This is a genomic window from Wolbachia endosymbiont of Wiebesia pumilae (genome assembly GCF_017869285.1).
GTDB lineage: Bacteria > Pseudomonadota > Alphaproteobacteria > Rickettsiales > Anaplasmataceae > Wolbachia > Wolbachia pipientis.
This window is the reverse complement of the sequence record NZ_CP054557.1, coordinates 912,120-930,590: the sequence shown is the minus strand read 5'-3', so window position 1 is coordinate 930,590 and position 18,471 is coordinate 912,120. Positions and strand designations below refer to the sequence as shown.

The 18,471-nt window shown below is 35.5% G+C and carries 17 protein-coding genes and 5 pseudogenes; 12 read left to right on the top strand and 10 right to left on the bottom strand.

The window, feature by feature from the left end:
• Window positions 1-456: 456 nt before the first annotated feature.
• Window positions 457-1,491, bottom strand: coding sequence for an aspartate-semialdehyde dehydrogenase (locus HUB92_RS04895; RefSeq protein ID WP_010962945.1), 1,035 nt, complete (start codon window positions 1,489-1,491; stop codon window positions 457-459).
• Between the two features lie 140 nt (window positions 1,492-1,631).
• Between HUB92_RS04895 and HUB92_RS04890 the strand changes: the two genes are divergently transcribed.
• Together HUB92_RS04890 and HUB92_RS04880 are read left to right on the top strand one after the other, a co-directional pair.
• Complete coding sequence (locus HUB92_RS04890) at window positions 1,632-2,084, top strand: hypothetical protein (RefSeq protein ID WP_015589289.1); 453 nt, start codon at window positions 1,632-1,634, stop codon at window positions 2,082-2,084.
• Between the two features lie 320 nt (window positions 2,085-2,404).
• Window positions 2,405-3,371, top strand: a pseudogene (locus HUB92_RS04880) (IS110 family RNA-guided transposase).
• A gap of 213 nt (window positions 3,372-3,584) precedes the next feature.
• Here HUB92_RS04880 and HUB92_RS04875 read toward each other — a convergent pair.
• A complete protein-coding gene (locus HUB92_RS04875) occupies window positions 3,585-4,859 on the bottom strand; it encodes an APC family permease (RefSeq protein WP_010082345.1) in 1,275 nt (424 codons plus the stop codon).
• A 135-nt stretch (window positions 4,860-4,994) separates the two neighbouring features.
• On the opposite strand from HUB92_RS04875, the gene HUB92_RS04870 reads away from it, so the two are divergent.
• Window positions 4,995-6,461 carry a hypothetical protein gene (locus HUB92_RS04870; RefSeq protein ID WP_209472554.1) on the top strand — a complete coding sequence of 489 codons (1,467 nt, stop codon included), beginning with the start codon at window positions 4,995-4,997 and terminating at the stop codon, window positions 6,459-6,461.
• A gap of 114 nt (window positions 6,462-6,575) precedes the next feature.
• On the opposite strand, the pseudogene HUB92_RS07285 reads toward HUB92_RS04870, so the two are convergent.
• Window positions 6,576-6,752: pseudogene (locus HUB92_RS07285) on the bottom strand (WPE palindromic element domain-containing protein); the annotation flags it as partial.
• Between the two features lie 135 nt (window positions 6,753-6,887).
• Here HUB92_RS07285 and HUB92_RS04860 point away from each other — a divergent pair.
• The 5 genes from HUB92_RS04860 (at window position 6,888) to HUB92_RS06830 (ending at window position 9,071) form a co-directional block, all read left to right on the top strand.
• Window positions 6,888-8,054 carry an aspartate kinase gene (locus tag HUB92_RS04860; RefSeq protein WP_010962950.1) on the top strand — a complete coding sequence of 389 codons (1,167 nt, stop codon included), beginning with the start codon at window positions 6,888-6,890 and terminating at the stop codon, window positions 8,052-8,054.
• A 91-nt stretch (window positions 8,055-8,145) separates the two neighbouring features.
• Window positions 8,146-8,349 (top strand): IS5 family transposase, encoded by a 204-nt coding sequence (locus HUB92_RS04855; protein WP_007549940.1) that lies wholly within the window; start codon window positions 8,146-8,148, stop codon window positions 8,347-8,349.
• 15 nt (window positions 8,350-8,364) lie between these two features.
• Complete coding sequence (locus tag HUB92_RS04850) at window positions 8,365-8,511, top strand: IS5 family transposase (protein ID WP_007549942.1); 147 nt, start codon at window positions 8,365-8,367, stop codon at window positions 8,509-8,511.
• A complete protein-coding gene (locus HUB92_RS04845; RefSeq protein ID WP_081420825.1) occupies window positions 8,454-8,765 on the top strand; it encodes a transposase in 312 nt (103 codons plus the stop codon). Before HUB92_RS04850 ends, HUB92_RS04845 begins: the two co-directional genes overlap by 58 nt.
• A gap of 162 nt (window positions 8,766-8,927) precedes the next feature.
• Entirely contained in the window at window positions 8,928-9,071 is a 144-nt protein-coding gene (locus HUB92_RS06830; protein ID WP_022626389.1) for a Putative reverse transcriptase, read from the top strand.
• 223 nt (window positions 9,072-9,294) lie between these two features.
• Here HUB92_RS06830 and HUB92_RS04835 read toward each other — a convergent pair whose 3' ends face one another.
• Together HUB92_RS04835 and HUB92_RS04830 are read right to left on the bottom strand one after the other, a co-directional pair.
• Window positions 9,295-11,211, bottom strand: a complete 1,917-nt coding sequence (locus tag HUB92_RS04835; RefSeq protein ID WP_209472552.1) for an ATP-dependent helicase — start codon at window positions 11,209-11,211, stop codon at window positions 9,295-9,297.
• A 127-nt stretch (window positions 11,212-11,338) separates the two neighbouring features.
• Entirely contained in the window at window positions 11,339-11,767 is a 429-nt protein-coding gene (locus HUB92_RS04830; protein ID WP_010082321.1) for a WD_0964 family protein, read from the bottom strand.
• A gap of 138 nt (window positions 11,768-11,905) precedes the next feature.
• Between HUB92_RS04830 and HUB92_RS04825 the strand changes: the two genes are divergently transcribed.
• The 3 genes and pseudogenes from HUB92_RS04825 to HUB92_RS04815 all read left to right on the top strand — a co-directional run bounded on the left by HUB92_RS04825 (window position 11,906) and on the right by HUB92_RS04815 (window position 14,306).
• Window positions 11,906-12,738, top strand: a protein-coding gene (locus HUB92_RS04825; protein ID WP_209472412.1) for an IS5-like element ISWpi1 family transposase whose coding sequence is annotated in 2 segments (ribosomal slippage) — window positions 11,906-12,275 and window positions 12,275-12,738 — 834 coding nt in all. Because the reading frame shifts where the segments join, the coding sequence is not laid out codon by codon here.
• A gap of 23 nt (window positions 12,739-12,761) precedes the next feature.
• Window positions 12,762-13,838: pseudogene (gene gatB, locus HUB92_RS04820) on the top strand (Asp-tRNA(Asn)/Glu-tRNA(Gln) amidotransferase subunit GatB); the annotation flags it as partial.
• Window positions 13,839-13,970: 132 nt separating this feature from the next.
• The gene (locus HUB92_RS04815) at window positions 13,971-14,306 is read left to right on the top strand and encodes a hypothetical protein (RefSeq protein ID WP_209472414.1); all 336 of its coding nucleotides are present in this window, start codon (window positions 13,971-13,973) and stop codon (window positions 14,304-14,306) included.
• Here the strand turns inward: HUB92_RS04815 and HUB92_RS04810 are convergent.
• Window positions 14,303-15,069, bottom strand: a protein-coding gene (locus HUB92_RS04810) for an IS5 family transposase (protein WP_410543339.1) whose coding sequence is annotated in 2 segments (ribosomal slippage) — window positions 14,303-14,742 and window positions 14,742-15,069 — 768 coding nt in all. Because the reading frame shifts where the segments join, the coding sequence is not laid out codon by codon here. The two genes, HUB92_RS04815 and HUB92_RS04810, sit on opposite strands and share 4 nt — an antisense overlap.
• Between HUB92_RS04810 and HUB92_RS04805 the strand changes: the two genes are divergently transcribed.
• Window positions 15,044-15,181, top strand: coding sequence for a hypothetical protein (locus tag HUB92_RS04805; protein WP_209472418.1), 138 nt, complete (start codon window positions 15,044-15,046; stop codon window positions 15,179-15,181). The genes HUB92_RS04810 and HUB92_RS04805 overlap by 26 nt on opposite strands.
• 31 nt (window positions 15,182-15,212) lie before the next feature.
• Here HUB92_RS04805 and HUB92_RS04800 read toward each other — a convergent pair whose 3' ends face one another.
• From HUB92_RS04800 to HUB92_RS04785, 4 genes and pseudogenes are all read right to left on the bottom strand, one after another.
• Window positions 15,213-16,478, bottom strand: a complete 1,266-nt coding sequence (locus tag HUB92_RS04800; RefSeq protein ID WP_244663047.1) for a hypothetical protein — start codon at window positions 16,476-16,478, stop codon at window positions 15,213-15,215.
• Window positions 16,475-17,307, bottom strand: a pseudogene (locus tag HUB92_RS04795) (IS5 family transposase). The gene HUB92_RS04800 and the pseudogene HUB92_RS04795 overlap by 4 nt, the downstream one beginning before the upstream one ends.
• 27 nt (window positions 17,308-17,334) lie before the next feature.
• A complete protein-coding gene (locus tag HUB92_RS04790) occupies window positions 17,335-17,745 on the bottom strand; it encodes a hypothetical protein (RefSeq protein ID WP_244663046.1) in 411 nt (136 codons plus the stop codon).
• Window positions 17,746-17,902: 157 nt separating this feature from the next.
• Window positions 17,903-18,310: pseudogene (locus tag HUB92_RS04785) on the bottom strand (IS4 family transposase); the annotation flags it as partial.
• Between the last annotated feature and the right edge of the window lie 161 nt (window positions 18,311-18,471).

Sequence of the window (18,471 nt, the reverse complement as noted above, 5' to 3'; positions counted from 1 at the left end):
TTCATTTTTGAAGGTAAACTGCACAGCAAATGGTGTCATTCCAGTGCTTGACACTGGAATCCAGCCGGCTTTGTTGCATCGCTAGCTATGATGGATTAAAGATAAAAAAGGTGGAGAATATCAGTAGCTTATTATTCTGGTATTTATAACAAGAACGGTCAGTGAATACCTAAATTTGAGTAAAAGAAATTTCACTACCACTCACTAATCCGGCTAAAATTCAAGAATTTCAATGCTTTAGCTATTTTCAATAGAATTAAATTTATTAATATAAATAACAAGTTACTATTCTTAAATTTGATCAGATTGATTGCAAAAAAAACAAGATTTTCAATATGTTGCTTATAATCCTAATTATAGTTAGCCTTTCATAAGTAGCGATGCAACAAAGCCATTCCAGCGTCACGCGCTGCCATGTGATATACAATTTCCTTCGAATTACAACGTACGTGCGCTCTATATGCACTTGATTGACAAATGCTCTCTTATCAAAATCTCAAGAATCTGCACTATATTTAATGCTGCGCCTTTGCGCAGGTTGTCAGCCACTATCCACATATTTAATCCGTGCTCAACAGTATTGTCTCTTCTAATACGCGATACATATACAGCATTCTCCTGTACAACATCAATTTGAGTTATGTATTCACTATCTTCACGCCTGTTGTACACTAAAACTCCACTATCTTCGGCTTCACTTAGCACTTCACGAGCTTGTTCTTCAGTGATATGTTGATCAAATTCCACATTTACTGCCATAGCGTGACCGATAAAGACGGGTACCCTTACACAAGTTGCAGTAACTTTTATATCTTCCTCTAAAATTTTTTTTGTCTCCTCTTGCATTTTCCATTCCTCTTCTGTAGAGCCATTTTCCATGAATTCTCCTACATGGGGAATGCAATTGAATGCTATTTGCTTAGAGAATATCTTGGGTTTTTTAGCTTCGTTCATAAAGATTTTTTTTGTCTGGTCATAGAGCTCATCCATTGCTGCTTTGCCTGCACCAGAAGTTGATTGATAAGTTGAAGCAACGATTCTCTTTATTTTTGCTTTTTGGTGTAATAGATGTAGTACTAGCAGCATCTGTATTGTAGTACAGTTTGGATTGGATATTATGTTGTGGTTTTTATATTCCATAATTTTTTCTTTATTAATCTCTGGAATAATGAGTGGCACACCCTCTTTCATTCTAAAATGGGAACTGTTATCTATCACGATGCATCCAGCCTGTGTTGCAATTGGTACATACTCTTCAGAAACATGAGATCCAGCACAGAAAATGGCTACATTAGTTCCAACGAAGTCATAATCCTCAAGGCATAAAACTGTTAACTCTTTGTCACCAAAGCTCACCTTCTTCCCTTCTGATTTTTTCGATGCAAGTGCAATAACGCAATCTATCGCCTCATCTTGAAATTCAGCAAGCGTGCTTAATACCTCACGCCCTACTCTTCCGGTTGCTCCAATAACAGCAATTTTGTATCTCATATAGATGAACCTCTAATTTTAAAGTTCTATTATATTTTTACTGACAAAATTTACAATTGTTTTAATATTTTTACCTTGCAATTAATTGTAATTTAGCTATTATTATGCAATATTAGTAATATTACATAATGAAATGAAAGATGAGTAAGGAATACGATGAAACTAAGGTTAAACCTGCAATGTCTACACCTCAAGGGCCTGAAGGAACCAATGGATCAAAGGCCCAAAGTGTTCTTTCGAATAAAAGAAAGCCTACAATAAATTTTGATGATAAAAAGTATGGTGTAAAAACCTCTAAAATAGACCAACAGTCTCTAAACAAAAGACAAGAATCTTCAAAGCTAAGAGATCTCTTAAGGTCAATACCAATAATAAGGAGATTTTTAGCAAGGATTTTCACACCTGAAAAAATAGAAATCATCAGTAACCCTATATATGACAACATGGAAGCATATAAAAAATCGCAGGAAGATTACCCTAGTAAGATAAAAGATGAAACTAGTATAGATGATGAACACACAAAAGAAGTAGATAGTAAACTTGAGAAGGGTAATGTTGAACAAGTGGACAACAAGAAAAGTCGTAGTTCATAAATATCAATCATTTAAAAATTATCTCTAGTTATAACATTGTATCTGTTCAGATGTATGGCTCATGTACAAATATTGAAACAAAAATTCCAGTGCTCCTTTCTCGTCATCCCAGTGCGTGACACTTGTATCTTTATGATGTGAGGCATTAGAGCTAAAATACCTCACAGGGAGGGTGAAGCTGATGCGACACTAATGCCATTAAGCCAGATTTTGCTTCCCTCCCATAGAGTTAAAGACTGAACAGTATCTTTTGGAATTATATCCCGTATTACAAGGTTAGTCTAAACTCTCAGTTTATTTATAGTCTTGGAGGCAATTTTATGCAAGTAAATGCTATTTTGGGTGTGGATATTTCAAAAAAGAAATTTGATGTTTGTTTGTTAGTGGACAGTAAAAAACGACACAAAGTCTTTCAAAATAATCAAGATGGTTTTGCAAAACTTGTAGTTTGGTGCAATGGCCATGGAGCAAATCTTACTCATTTATGTCTTGAAGCAACTAGTTGGTATGGAGAAGATTTGGCTACTTTTATGCACGATTTAGGACATAATGTCAGTATAGTAAACCCAGAAAGCTTTTGGCAAAAGTGAGCTGCTCAGAAATAAGACAGATAAATCAGATGCAGCTATGATAGCTAGATTTTGTATCGCCAACAAACCTGCTCTTTGGAAGCCCATTGCACCTGAAATGAGGCATTTGAGCGAGCTTTACCGTTGCATGCAATCGCTAAAAGATGATAAGGTGCAACAGACAAATCGCTTGGAAAACAAAAATATGCATTCCAGTTGCAAAGAAGCTATATCTAAAGTAATTTTGGCAATAGAGGAGCAAATTATTGTTCTCGAAAAAGAAATTAATGAGCATATAAATAACTATCCACATCTAAAAAATATGGTGGAAAACCTTAAGACTATAAAAGGTATAGGATATCTTACTGCTGTTGCTGTTGCTGTTGTCGCAGAAATGCCATCAGTTGATAACTTTGACAATGCTAAACAATTTACAGCTTTTGCTGGTCTAAATCCAGGACATTATCAATCGGGATCGTCAGTAAGTAAGAGAAGTTGCATATGCAAAATAGGATCTGAGCGTATTCGAAAAGCTCTTTATATGCCAGCTATAGTAGTCAAAAACCATAATAATCATTTTCAAAAGTTTTGTCAGCGTCTAGCAAGTAAAGGCAAATGTCCAAAAGTCATAGTTCTTGCGTTAATGCGAAAATTAATGCATGTCTTTTTTGGTATTCTTAAAAATAATCAACCATTTAATTGTAATTTTGTTGGATAATTTGTTTGACAGCAGAGACAGTATCTGGGATCCAGATTGGGCACTAAGTTGGTAAACACGAAAGCGATTAATCCTTTACAACGTTTTTGATGGAACTGCGCGAAAGAACTGGATGCCAGTGTCACGCACTGGCATGACACCCATTTCTTCCTATAGTTGTCTTTTCTCGTCTACCTTATTTTGCCACTCTGCTGAACAGATACATAACATTTGCTATACAGAAACTCTGCGATACCAAAATAAATAAAGAGGTACGCCACTTGCAGTGAATAAGCTTGCGATCAGCAAGGTATTCACAGAAGTTTCAAATATTACCCAGCAGCAAAAGGTTGTTGCTATACTGCCAATTAAAAATTTGTAACAACTCTTTTCTTGCACAATAACTTTGAGAAAAGCAAGACTGCATGCAAGGTAAACAAATAAAAATGAAACTACAGAAAAGTCGATAATTGATGTGATCTGCTTAGCAAAATTGTTGCTTGAAGTGAGGATTAGTAAAGTTGCAGTTCCAACTGAGCTAGTTGTTATGCCCCAGAAAGGAGAACCGTGCTTGTTTCTTTGAGCAAAAAACTGTGGCATCAGTTTATCTTTTGCAAGGCCAAGGGCCACTTGTCCACTAGCTAGTACCCAAGCGTTTAAAGTACCAACACAAAAAATGAACGCAGTTATAGAAATAATCAAGTGCCAATTGCCAGAGGCCATAATTTTTATTGCGTCAACATATGGTGCTCTTGAACTTGCTAAATCATTGCCATTTATTAATCCCATAATTGCAAGATTGTTGATAAAATACACAACAGCAACAGAGATTGTTCCAAGTACCACAGCTCTTGGTATTGTTCTAGCTGGATTATCAACTGACCCTGCAGGTGCTGTTGCCAATTCAACTCCAATAAAACCCCATAGAGTAATAAGTGTAGAACGGGCAAGAATCTGCGATGTTGTAAGATTTGATATTTCTTCACTTATGATGAAGTTATTTCTATCAAAAAAAAACAATGCTGCTATAGGTATTACAAGCAATACAGAAATTTTTATCACCGTCAATAAAAACTCAACACGTCCAGCAGTAGCTACTCCTCTAAAATTTATTAGTGTAATAATTGTAAGTAATAACATCTCTAAAAACAGATGTACGTTTTGAATATCTTCATGGAAAAATGGTGTAAGATAACCAACACCCACAACTATTACGGCTGTTGTGCTAACCCATGAGATCACCCAATACGTCCAACCAACAAAAAAAGCTGCAGCAGGGCCAAAAGCATGCTTTACATAGACGTGAGGGCCACCCGTTTCCGGAAATTTTGCGCAGAGTGAGGCAAAAACTAAAGCAAGAGATATAGCACCAAGCCCTGATATTATCCAGCTTATAAGGCTATACATGCCATATGGAGCAAGGCTAATTGGAAGCATAAAAATTCCAGAGCCAATTTGGCTGCTAATCACTAAGGCAAAAATAGCCCAAAAACCTATTTTATTTGACACAATAATTCTTATCTAAATAGATTAACAATATACCCTAAACTCAGAAATTTCAATTGATCTTTTAACATAAAAACTTGCATTTTTTTCAATTTATTCCTAAAATAGATTATATTAACAGATTATTAAGAGGGGGTTATGAATCCGAGATTAAAAGCATTTTTGGTTGTTTGTAGTATTATTGCATTTTTGATTGCACTTTTGTTTCTCGTGTATTATTTAAATCTTCTTGTTAACTATATCCTTGACCCGATTCTAGTTCGTCCCTTTGAAAGATTATACAAAAACTTAATTGTTGATGGTCTTTATGCCTATTTATCTACAAGCACTTCTAGCCCTGCACTAGCATTTTTGGCTACAGGTTTTATTGTTATTGCTGCGTTTATTTGCCTGAATAAAATGCTTCTTCCCTTGCAAGAGAAGATCATAAACAACTATACCTCCTTTAAAAACAACAATATTGATAGCAATAGCATGTTGTTTGAGGTTTATAAAGATCCAACAATAAAATTAAAGGACAAAATCTTATTCTTCAGTATACACTTGATATATTACCTACAGCTTCCATTTTTGTATATTGCATCAAAGGTATCAGCTCTACGTGGGTTTCTTATATTTAATTTTGGTTTATTATTGTTAAATTATGCACTGCTAATTCCAGTAGCACTTCTTGAGTTAATAAAATATCCATCAGTAAAACTCTTTTCACCTTTGGGTTTGAATGTAAAGCAGCTAAGCTTTTTGTTTAATGTAAGTGATGTGGGTACTAGTAGTCAGAGCGTTCATACTAGAAGTTTTCAGCAAAGCGTTATTGAATGTGCCAAAAAATTAAAGGAAGAACATGGTACGCCGTTAAATGAGTTGGATGAAGAGTTTAAAAGTTATATAAGCGGTTTAACAAGTCAGCAAAAACGAATGATAGAACCTTATCTAAGATTGGATGGTTATGAAACTGGGGAGTGGGTAAATTGGGCAGATTCACAAACCGGATTGACATTGACACAGGCTATAAATTTAGTTTTAATTGCGGCAAGAAAGCAAAATGCAGATATAGAATTATTGAAGTCTATATTACTGGTTCGCTTTGAGGAAAGTAATCGCCAATGTGGTCCTGGAATGCTCAACCGTATCATTTATGCATTAAGTGGTCTTAAAGCGGAAAATAATTTTGCAGCTCAACTAGAGCCTCAGCCAATAGGAAAGTTGGCTAGTGATGCTACTAAAAGATTTCTTGAGAAATATGTGGATAAGCACTACCATAAAATAAAAGTTTTGAAAGAAAATTTTGATAATTTGTATTCACCAAGTTCTGGGGTGGATTTGAGCAGCGTGAGTGATGAAGTAAAGGATGGCATTTCTTATACAAGAGATGCTATAAAAGAATTTGTGTTTAAGGAATTATATGTAAAGTTTTATAACGACTATGGAGAACATATTCGGAGAGGGCAAATAAAACAAAGGCTAAGAGAATTAATAACAGATGAAGTCATAGATGCAGCAATATCTTATAAGATAGACGAGATAGAAATTCCTGCAGAACCACTTACTTATCTTGAAAGAGTAAAAACATTTTTTGGAGCTCATGCAAGGTCTTCTGCTGCTTAGTGGTTTAGTTCGTGCTATATAGCTAAACTGACTTAGATTTACTGACAATTTTAAAACAACAAATTCGTCATTCCGCTACTAGTTAGCGGAATCTATACCGCGAATGAATCCATAGCTGTACGAACATTGTGATTTGAGAGCAATTTCCACAAGGGAGGGTGTCATTCCAGTGCTTGGCACTGGAATCCAGCCTTTATTATGCAGCCACTTGGTTGAAATTAAGTCTTCTGGATCCCAGTGTCTAGGCACTGGGATGACACCATTTGCTGTGCAATTTACCTTCAAAAATGAATGTTCGTACAGCTATGGAATGAATCGTGGTATGACGCGTTAGCTATAGCTTTGTCTTCCCTTTTCTGAATGGCTTACAAGCTGCTATCTCTACAAAAACTATATTTTTCTTCAGAAGAGAGTTATATTGTAACTATGGACAAAATAATCATAAAAAAATTTGGTGGGACTTCGCTAACTGATTTAAACCGAGTTGCAAATTTGATAAAAAACGATATTGAGAAAGGTTGTAATGTAATCGTTGTTGTATCTGCTGTTGCAGGATTTACTGACCAAATGGTTTTTCAGGCTAGGCAAATCTCAAATTTAAGTTATAGACAAGAGTTATCAGAGTATGACGTTATGCTTTCAGCAGGAGAACAAATCTCTTGCGGTCTATTAGCTATCACTCTCCAATCGATCGGAGTTAATGCTAAATCGTGGCTTGCCTGGCAGTTACCAATTGTAACTGATGATTTTTATTCTGAGTCTAAAATAAAAACAATAAAGATTGAACGTGTGAAAAGATCTTTTGCTGAGGGTTATACTGCTGCGATCATTGCTGGTTTTCAGGGTATAAATGATGATAGAATCACTACTTTTGGAAGAGGAGGCTCTGATATATCAGCAGTTGCCTTCGCGGTAGCCTTTGGTGTTAGAACTTGCGAAATTTTTACTGATATTGATGGAATATATACAGCAGACCCGAGAATTGTTCCAAAGGCACGCAAGCTCAAATTTATCTCTTACGATGAAATGTTGGAAATGTCGTCATCTGGTGCTAAAATACTGCATAATCGTTCAGTACAACTTGCAATGAAACATAACATTAAAGTGCAAGTGCTATCCACTTTTAAGGAAGTAGAAGGCACCACAGTGCTACACAAAAGGGATGTACTAGAGAGATACTTAATTACTGGAATAACTTATAGCACTAATGAAGCTCTTGTAACTTTCACTAACCTTGCAAATAACTTGCGTACTTTAAGAGATATAGCAGGAGCAAACGTTAAAATTGATATGATACATGGGTCAAGTTTTGTTATCTCCAAATTTGATATTGATTTAATGGAAAAGTTACTGAATAAGAATGAAAATTATGCTATAAACGATAATGTAGCTAAAATTTCAATAATTGGTATTGGTGTTATGTCTAACACTGAAGTGATGCACCGCACACTCAAGGTTTTAAGCGAAAAAAAGATAGAAATACTTGCTATCACAACATCTGAAATCAAAATCAGTATAATTGTTCAAAAAGAATGCGCTGTAGCTTTAGTCAAAGATTTACATACTGAGTATGAGCTTGATATGCAGCACTAGGATAGGCTTGACGTCCAGTTGTCTAAGAGTATGTCTTAAAAAGGAATGAGGAAAAAAATATGATAGTGTAAGTAAAAAATAGGAGGGAAAATTGTATCCAAGTGATATAAGTGATAAGGAATGGGAAATTTTGGAGCCACATGTTGCACAAGGAAAGATAGGGAGGCCAAGAAAGCACAATATCAGAACAATTATTAATGCAATAAGGTATATAATGAGAGGTGGTTGTCAATGGAGAATGCTGCCGAAAGATTTTCCTCCATGGAAGACGGTGTATGACTATTTTCTCAGGTGACGTAGTAATGGCAAATTGGAAAAAATACATAATATGCTAGTAAAAGAGGTAAGAAAAATGTTTGGTAAAAATGAAACACCTTCAGTAGGAATAATTGACAGTCAATCAGTAAAAACCACTCAAAAAGGGGATCCAGAGGATATGATGCTGAAAAAAAAATAAAGGGTAGAAAACGTCATATTGTTGTAGATACAGTGGGCTTAATTATTGCGGCTGATGTTCATAGTGCAAGTGTTCAAGATCGTGATGGTGCTCTAAATCTTTTCACTCAAGCTAAATACAAGGCTCCAACTTTACGTAAGTTTTTTGCTGATCAAGGATACATAGCAAAACCGCTGTTTATTGGAGACAGGATACGATTACCAAGAAAGCTGTTGATGTTACAGGATTTTTCGACAATCTGGACCACAATTTAGCACTGCAGGCTATCAAGAAGCACACAGACTGCAAATGGGTCATACTGTATGTTGAAAGGTGGATGAAATCCCCTATTCAGCAAGCAGATGGCAGTAAGGTAGTTAGGGAAAAAAGGAGTTCCGCAAGGAGGTTCAATAAGCCCAATCATTTCAAACATATTTATGCACCATGCATTTGATATATGGATGAAACAAAATCACCCAACAGTACCATTTGAAAGATATGTGGATGATGCGATAGTGCACTGCAGAACTAAAAGACAGGCAGAATTTATGCGAGCAGCAATTGAAGAAAGATTGGCATAATGTAAGCTAAAATTGCAACCTGATACCAATGCCATTCCAAAACTCCATCATTATACTGCCTTAGTATAACCTTCTCACTTCTATTGTCTATTTGTTTGTTATGTAATAGAAATTGGTATGAGATTGAAGAATTAAGTGTGAACGGTTACAGAATTTTTGCCAGGAGAAACATATAGTTAAAGTAATTCAGATTTGTAAGATATGTTTATCTGCAATTATAGCTTCAATAGTAGGCAATGTTGCTTTTAATTACCTCAACATTTTCTCTTGGCAATTCTTTAATGAACCGAGAAGTGCGCATCGGTTGCCACTGGTTGTTAATTTCCCTCCTATCTGCACATGAAATGATTAACCTTTCTTTGGCTCTGGTTATGCCAACATATGCGAGTCTCCTTTCTTCTTCTAAAGCTTTACCACTTTTGTCATCAAAAGATCTTTGATGAGGAAATAATCCCTCTTCCCAACCAGGTAGAAACACGCACGGGAATTCAAGTCCTTTGGCTGCATGAAGAGTCATAACATATACGGTGTCATCGTTATTCATATTATCCACTTCCATCACCAGACTTATATGCTCCAAGAAAGTTGTGGCATTATCGAAATTTTTTAAAGATGAGATGAGCTCTTTAACATTTTCTATTCGTGCTAAGCCTGTTACCTCCTCATTTTCAAGCATTTCAATATATCCTGATTGGTTTGCTACGATTTTAACGAATTCATGCAGTGGTTTTACGCTTACTATTTCTTCCCAAGCTTTAATTTTATTTAAAAAATCGTTGAGTGAGAGTTTAATTCTTTCGGTTACCTGATTACTATTAACTAATATTTTTGCTGCCTCAAAAAAAGAAATTTTGTTATCCTGAGCAGTCGTGTATATTTTCTTTAGAGTTGTAGCTCCTATGCTTCTTTTTGGCCGATTTACTATCCTTTCGAAAGCTAAGTCATCGTTATTGTTTGTAACAAGTCTTAAATATGCAATTATATCCCTGACTTCCTGACGTTCGTAGAATTTTACGCCACTTATAATCTTGTAGGGAATTGAATATTTTATAAAATACTCTTCGAGAACTCTAGTTTGAAAAGTGGCCCTTACCAGCACTGCAATGTCACTAAATCTGTATTTATTGAGTTTCAATATCTGTTCGCTTATGAACCTTGCTTCAGCTTTCCCATCCCATAATTTTATTAGATTTACCTTTTCCCCTTCAATGTTTGTTGTCCACAATTTTTTTTCTAAGCGAGTCTTATTGTGATTGATAACATATGACGCAGTTGCAAGTATGTGGGATGTTGACCTGTAGTTACACTCTAGTTTAACGGTTTTTGCATTTTTAAAATCATCAGAAAACTTCAAAATATTTTCAACTTCTGCACCACGCCAACTATATATCGACTGGTCATCATCTCCTACACAGCAAATATTTGAGTGCTCTTTTGCAAGGTATTTTAGCCAAAGATATTGTATCGCATTTGTATCTTGATATTCATCTACCATAACATATTTAAACTTGTTTTGGTAGTAGGACAGAACTTCGGTCTTTTGATTAAAGAGCTGTATGTTATATAGCAATAAGTCACCAAAATCGACAGAATTAAGGAATTTCAACCTTTCCTGATACTGGTGATAGACTTTGAGTGCAGTTACATATACTGGCCTAAATGATTGAATATCTTCCACTTCAGATGGCAATAAGCACTTCTCTTTCCATTGCTGAATAATATTCATAATGGTCTTACATTTTTCTGATAGGTAATCAGGATTTATTTCATTGATAATATTTTTTATTACCTGTAATTGGTCATCCACACCAATGATTGTAAAATTGGGGTTTAAGCCCACAATTTCTGCGTGCAGGCGCAAGATTTTTGCTGCAATTGCATGGAAAGTGCCAAGCCATGGTATGTTTGTGCCCGTTAGCTCAAGTACCCTTGATACCATCTCATTTGCTGCTTTATTTGTAAATGTAACTGCTAATATCTCATCAGAATAAGCGTGACCGTTTCTAATTATGTGTGCTATTCTTGAAGTAATCGTTCTTGTTTTTCCCGTCCCGGCTCCTGCCAGTATCAAAACTGGTCCATCTATGTTAGTTACAGCTGATTGTTGTTCTGGATTTAGCAGTGAGAGATAATCGTTCATCGTAGCCCTATAGATTATAACTTCGTAAAGTTAAACCTATGATTGAAATATTGTAAAGGTTTTATTGAATAGAACAGTTAAAGAATGCTTCACTCAAGTACTACATATTTAAACGTAGGTTTTACATCTATTTTGTTTTAGTAGTTTCAGGTGTATGTCGAGTAACAACAACTTGATTTGAGGTATTGGCACCAGAACTTCTGCTTGTTGGGTGGATAAGTGGAGTTTGGAATGGCTTATATGTACGGTTTAGTTCCTTCATTTCTATTTCTTCAACTTCAACAAGGGGTTTTTCTTTTGGGGTATAGCGATTATGCGTTGCAGGTCGTTCAGTGAGATTTTCATATGTTTCTTTCAACCAAGTTCCGATATCATACATAAATCCATACGCTTTTTCTTTAAATTCTCTCAATGATCTACTGAAACTTGCTAGTGTGTTATTAAAGTAAATTGTCATATAGTCTCTTGTGGTGTATTGATAACTTTCTCCATCTAGTCTGCTACTTTGTGCGTTAGAACTATTGTTGCTTTTAAAATAACCAAATATGTTGTACATTTTGAGCCGCCATTAATTACTAACATACACATATTATATATTGATAAATTAAGGACTTAGTGTATTGATTAAGCACTTAGAGGTTGTCCGGAAACAAGTAAAAGGCTATAATATCTGAAATTTTAGTACGGGGTAAAGATGAGAAAAAAGTATCCAACAGATCTAAGCGAAAGGGAATGGGCAAGAATAGAAAAACACTTCAGAGTATCATACAAGAAAGGAGGAAGGCCGCCAAAGTATAGCAAAAAAGAAATATTAGAAGCAATTTTCTATGTATTGCGTACAGGGTGTCAATGGCGGTATTTACCAAATGATTTTCCGCTATGGAAGACTGTGTATGAGCAGTTCAGGCAATGGAAGAAGCAGGGAATTTTTGAGAAAATGAATTATGAAATTACAAAATATAGTAGAAGAAAAATAGGAAGGAATGAGCAGCCGAGTGCCTGTATAGTAGATAGTCAATCTGTAAAGACTACAGAAAAGGGGGGATCAAAGGCTATGATGGAAGTAAAAAAGTAAAGGGTAGAAAAAGGCATATAATTACAGACACTCAGGGTTTTATACTAGGTTGTTACGTAGGCGCTGCTAACGAAAATGATAGAGATGGTATTAAAATAGCATTAAACAATATGAGAACAAAATATACTAAAGTTAAAAAAATGTGGGCTGACATGGGATACCAAGGAAGAAATTTAAAGAATCACATAAAGGAAGAATATGACATAGATATTGAAATTGTTAAAAGGCCTCCATGTAGATTTTGGGTGCACAAAGATACGCCACCTGAGCTACTACCAACAAGAGAACAAGGGTTTAAAGTACAGCCAAGAAGATGGGTTGTAGAAAGGACTTTTGCTTGGGTTAATAGGAATAGAAGGCTATCGAAGGAGTATGATTTACTCACAACATCCACTGAGAATTTCATATACCTAGCTATGAGTAGGGTTATGTTAAAGAGGGAATATGCTTGAATTTACTAGTTTCCGGACAACCTCTAAGAATTGCGAGAATTCATTTAGAGCAAGATGCAGGAAAGAGCGTTCATGAGGAAAGCAGAACTTATGTAGAGTTAAATCGTGCAGGGGTTGCTTTAATGGAAATTGTTTCAGAGCCAGATCTCCGTTCATCTGCGGAAGCTGCAGAATGCATGAAAAAATTGAGGCAGATTTTGCGTTACATTGGTTCATGTGATGGTGATATGGAAAAGGGATCACTTCGTTGTGATGCAAATGTTTCTGTCCGCCTAAAAGGCAGTAGTACATTTGGCACTCGTTGTGAAATAAAAAATCTGAACTCGATACGTTATATTGTGCAAGCTATAGACTATGAAATACAAAGACAAATTGAAATTTTAGAAAGTGGAGAAGAAATAAGTCAAGATACCTTATTGTTTGACGTTGCTTCGGGAAAAACAAAAGTGATGAGAAGCAAAGAGGATGCAAGCGATTATAGATACTTCCCTGAGCCTGATTTATTACCTGTTGAGGTAAGCCAGGATAAAATTGATTTAATTCAATCATCTTTGCCCGAGTTGCCAGATCAAAAAAAGCTGCGATACATTGAGGAATTGGGTATCAATGAATACGATGCAAACGTCATTACCTCCGATAAAGCAATTGCTGATTATTTTGAGGAATTGATAAAAAAACATGATTCAAAGCTCGCCGTTACCTGGTTAACCGTAGAGCTTTTTGGTCGTTTGAATAAAGCAGGTATTGATATTGTGAGCTCCCCAATCAAAGCAAATGCTTTGTCCGAACTCTTAGATTTTATCGTTGATGGAACAATCTCTGCTAAACTTGGCAAGCAGGTATTCGATAGTATGTTTGAAACTGGCAAACCTGCATCTTTAATTATAGAAGAGCAAGACCTAAAACAAATAACCGATAGAGGTCAAATATCAGGAGTTATCGACACAATCGTCAATAACAACCAAGATAAAGTTCAAGAATACAAAAGCGGTAAAACAAAGTTATACGGATTCTTTGTCGGCGAAGTTATGAAACTTACCAAAGGAAAAGCCAGCCCTGATGTGGTGAATTCAATTTTGAGTGAGAGATTAAGTAATTAGTCACATTTTTTTATTTACATAACAGCACATCTCGTAGATATTCCAAGGTCTTTGTTACGATATCTGTATATCATGACATATAACTTTTTTACCATTTGTTGGTACTATTTTTAAAATTATGTGAGGTTGAGGATGCCTCAAACTTATCCTGCTTGGGGAAGAAAGCGGTCTCTTCATGGTGATATCTACCAACTAAAGTGGGTAATGCTGCTTCTCAAACGTGCAGTAGATGTTGGATATTCTTTCCGTTTAGCTACAGAAATGGAATCAGCTACGGGTTTTGATGATATTGTTTTTCAGGATAGGAAAAATGAAAAAATAGTACATAGGTTTATACAAAACAAACACAAGCAAAATGAATGCGAAAAAATCGGTGTAGGTAAATTGCTTTCAAAAAATAAAAGTGGTGAATTTAGCGTTCCAAAATATTTTGTTTCATATCTAAGAACCTGTCTTGAAAGGAACTAAGCAGCTAATTTAGCAAGCATAATAGTAATCATATTAAAGGAGATATTAGTTTTTGAAGTAAGAGGAGAATGCTCATAATCCTTGCTCATACGTCTAAAATTGGAAAGCCAAGCAAAAGTTCTTTCAACAATCCACCGTTTAGGAATAACTTGAAATCCTACAGCATCAGCTGCTTTTTTAGTAATCGTCAATAAACATCCTGTTTTCAATAAACAGTAATTTTGCAATTTACCAATATATCCCTGATCAGCGAGAAACCTTTGTAGCGTTGAAGCTTTTCGTTTAGCTTGAGTAAAAAGATTTAGAGCACCATCACGATCTTGAATGCCTGCACTATGAACATCAGCTGTAATAATTAGGCCTATTGTATCCACAATGATGTGACGTTTTCTACCCTTTATTTTCTTGCCAGCATCATATCCTCTGGATCCCCTTTTTGAGTGGTTTTCACTGATTGACTGTCAATTATTCCTACCGAAGGTATTTCATTTTTGCCAACCATTTTTCTTACCTTTTTTACTAACATATCGTGTATTTCTTCCAATTTGCCACTATTACGCCACCTGAGAAAATAATCATACACCGTTTTCCATGGCGGAAAATCTTTTGGCAGCATTCTCCACTGGCAACCACCTTTCATTATGTATCTTATTGCATTAATAATTGTTCTAATATTGTGCTTTCTTGGCCGTCCTACTGCACCTTGTGCAACACTTGGCTCCAAAATTTCCCATTCTTTGTCACTTATATCACTTGGATACATTTTTACCTACTATTTTTTACTTATCTCATCATATTCTCTTTCTCATTTCTTTTCAAGACAGGCTCTAAGTCAGTTTAGCTATAATTTCCTAAATTTGCTCACAATCTCTTGACTTGACACATATGTTTTTTTCCCAAATGTTACTATCTTCCTCCTTTTCCTTTCTCAATTTGTGCAACCATTTCCTTTACATTTGCATGCGTGAGAAGGGAATTTTTGCTGACATGAGATTTTGGATCAGATTTTGCTGTTACGTGTTTCGTTGCAGATCTTTTATTCTCTGTTAGAAATGAATGAGATTGTTTTTTCTTCACACCGATATCCGCTTGTGCTGCTGGAGTGGTTTTGCTTTCAGCAAGCTGTACATTAGCATTTCCTTTTGCTTGATTTTGCTCAAATTTTTCTTTTAATGCCTTTACTTTACTGCCCATCTCGCGATTAGCTCCTCCTTTCATAGTAGCTGCTGCTACTTTTGGTATCGCCTTACCAGCAGCTTTTTGTGCTGATTTCCTATTGTCTTGATTTTCAGATTTTAGTGGTACTCTTTCAGCTGATTTTTTAAGAATTACTCCTACTACTTTTGGCTCTGTGCTTACTTTTTGATTAGCACGGCTTAGATTTTTAGGCTTTGGCGGTACTGCAGGTTTATCTTTGATTACCACTTTCGATTCTTGTCTAACTTCTTGACCAGTAGTAAACATTTTTTTTGGCACTTGCGGTGGTTTTGGTGGTACGAGGGATTGAGGTTGTTGTTTCTGCTTACGTTCTCTTTTTGCTTCTATATGTTCTTTAGGAACTGTTGCATAAATTGGCTCTTCTTTGGGCGATTTTGAACTCTGCGAATTTTCTATTAAAATTTTACTCTTCTTCTCTTGATAATTTGATATCTCTTTGTATACAGACTCTTCATTTAATGAACTTCCATAGCCTGAATCTTCTCTCTGCTCATATAAAGGATTTTCCTTTTGCTTTTTCTCTTGATAATTTGATATGTCTTCATATTCAGACCCCTGATCTAATGAACTTTCATAGCCTGAATCCTCAGAAGGATTTTCCTTAGCATCAGGCATACTAAAACTATTAGCTCCTTTTAGTAAAGAAGATGTAGACTTTGCCTTGCTTTCTCCATCTGAGGATATTTCTGATTTAAAGCGTACCTTCCTCGAATCTGGAGCAGCCGGAGGTGCTGTTGTTGGTCGCTTTATTTGCCTCATGCGATTACCACCTAATTTTTCTTTCGGCTGTTCTTCTTTTCGCAGCTCAAAAGTACCTTCCTTTTGCTTTCTACCTTCCAAACTCACTTCGTGTGATCTATCTTTTCCTTGACTCTTTTCACTTTGTTCTAAATTTAAAGAATCTTTTAAAATATTATTTTTTCTGAGAGGTTGTCCGGAAACTAGTAAATTCAAGCATATTCCCTCTTTAACATAACCCTACTCATAGCTAGGTATATGAAATTCTCAGTGGATGTTGTGAGTAAATCATACTCCTTCGATAGCCTTCTATTCCTATTAACCCAAGCAAAAGTCCTTTCTACAACCCATCTTCTTGGCTGTACTTTAAACCCTTGTTCTCTTGTTGGTAGTAGCTCAGGTGGCGTATCTTTGTGCACCCAAAATCTACATGGAGGCCTTTTAACAATTTCAATATCTATGTCATATTCTTCCTTTATGTGATTCTTTAAATTTCTTCCTTGGTATCCCATGTCAGCCCACATTTTTTTAACTTTAGTATATTTTGTTCTCATATTGTTTAATGCTATTTTAATACCATCTCTATCATTTTCGTTAGCAGCGCCTACGTAACAACCTAGTATAAAACCCTGAGTGTCTGTAATTATATGCCTTTTTCTACCCTTTACTTTTTTACTTCCATCATAGCCTTTGATCCCCCCTTTTCTGTAGTCTTTACAGATTGACTATCTACTATACAGGCACTCGGCTGCTCATTCCTTCCTATTTTTCTTCTACTATATTTTGTAATTTCATAATTCATTTTCTCAAAAATTCCCTGCTTCTTCCATTGCCTGAACTGCTCATACACAGTCTTCCATAGCGGAAAATCATTTGGTAAATACCGCCATTGACACCCTGTACGCAATACATAGAAAATTGCTTCTAATATTTCTTTTTTGCTATACTTTGGCGGCCTTCCTCCTTTCTTGTATGATACTCTGAAGTGTTTTTCTATTCTTGCCCATTCCCTTTCGCTTAGATCTGTTGGATACTTTTTTCTCATCTTTACCCCGTACTAAAATTTCAGATATTATAGCCTTTTACTTGTTTCCGGACAACCTCTGAAATCTTTTTCTAATTGTTCCAAGAGATCAATTTTTTTTAAAATTCTTGTATACTTAGCTGCTGTTTCTAAAGTGAAACTTGACAACTCATCATTTACAAAATTACTTATACTACTGTTCTTGGTTGGAAAATTTTTTCCCAAAATTCTATTCATTAATGTTTTAAAAAGACCTAATGGCTGTTCTACATAATTGTTCAAGTCAGTATATATAACAAACTCAGCTATACCTTTTGCCTCACCTGTAAAACCTTCTAATGCATGAGATAAATCCCTTAACGTTTTGTTATATTGTTTCTCTGCATTTCCTAGCTTTACAGCTTTGATCAGAGAATCGAGATTTTTTTTATAGTTCTCACTTTTAAATGGATTATTCATACTAATTACAGCTCATTATTTATTAAAATATAGATCTAAAATATTAAGATCTAGTAAATATTACTTTTGTAATTCATGTAGAACTATAGCTATAATAAGTAAGATTTCCCTACGTCATACCGCCGCGGTATCTCCAGATCCCCCTAACAACTTACTATTACCCACAAATATGAGGTTCGTGAGCAAGTCGCCATCCTTCTGCTAAATCAAAGAGACGTTTATATCCTTTCCAAAGAGTAATTGGTCCTGGTTTTGGGTCATTTTTTCTTGCTAAATGGCCTCCAAGTTCATGAAACAGCTTCTTTTATGTTGGGAACTACACTTGGACATGGTTTTCTGTGTATTTTAACGTATAAAACTTTCCATTCTTCTTCAGCTAATAAGGTAGTACATGGTAATGTTGGGTTAGCTCTTGCAATTGATGTAATAAAGAAGATCCTCCAAGCAATAATACTCATAACTGTTAGATATCTCATTAGTCTTTCTGCTATTCCAAGCCTACATTCTTCAACTTTGAGACCGGATTTAAAATTTTATGTAATATCTCTATTTTCCATCTAAGGCAATTGTAAGTTAAAAACGTGATATAAAAGAGATAAGAGAGAAAGATAACCCTGCTCACTAGGAATAGCGGGCGTGCGCGACCGAAAGGAAATTGGTATTACAACCGTTGGTATCAAGGTACGCTAGCCCTATCTCTCGATACGTTTGAATAGTTGCTTGGGA

Bases quoted from the DNA above. Each gene is read 5' to 3' on its own strand.
- HUB92_RS04895 (WP_010962945.1), bottom strand. From the start codon at position 1,491: ATGAGATACAAAATTGCTGTTATTGGAGCAACCGGAAGAGTAGGGCGT.
- HUB92_RS04890 (WP_015589289.1), top strand. From the start codon at position 1,632: ATGAGTAAGGAATACGATGAAACTAAGGTTAAACCTGCAATGTCTACA.
- HUB92_RS04870 (WP_209472554.1), top strand. From the start codon at position 4,995: ATGAATCCGAGATTAAAAGCATTTTTGGTTGTTTGTAGTATTATTGCA.
- HUB92_RS04860 (WP_010962950.1), top strand. From the start codon at position 6,888: ATGGACAAAATAATCATAAAAAAATTTGGTGGGACTTCGCTAACTGAT.
- HUB92_RS06830 (WP_022626389.1), top strand. From the start codon at position 8,928: ATGCACCATGCATTTGATATATGGATGAAACAAAATCACCCAACAGTA.
- HUB92_RS04835 (WP_209472552.1), bottom strand. From the start codon at position 11,211: ATGAACGATTATCTCTCACTGCTAAATCCAGAACAACAATCAGCTGTA.
- HUB92_RS04830 (WP_010082321.1), bottom strand. From the start codon at position 11,767: ATGTACAACATATTTGGTTATTTTAAAAGCAACAATAGTTCTAACGCA.
- HUB92_RS04815 (WP_209472414.1), top strand. From the start codon at position 13,971: ATGCCTCAAACTTATCCTGCTTGGGGAAGAAAGCGGTCTCTTCATGGT.
- HUB92_RS04790 (WP_244663046.1), bottom strand. From the start codon at position 17,745: ATGAATAATCCATTTAAAAGTGAGAACTATAAAAAAAATCTCGATTCT.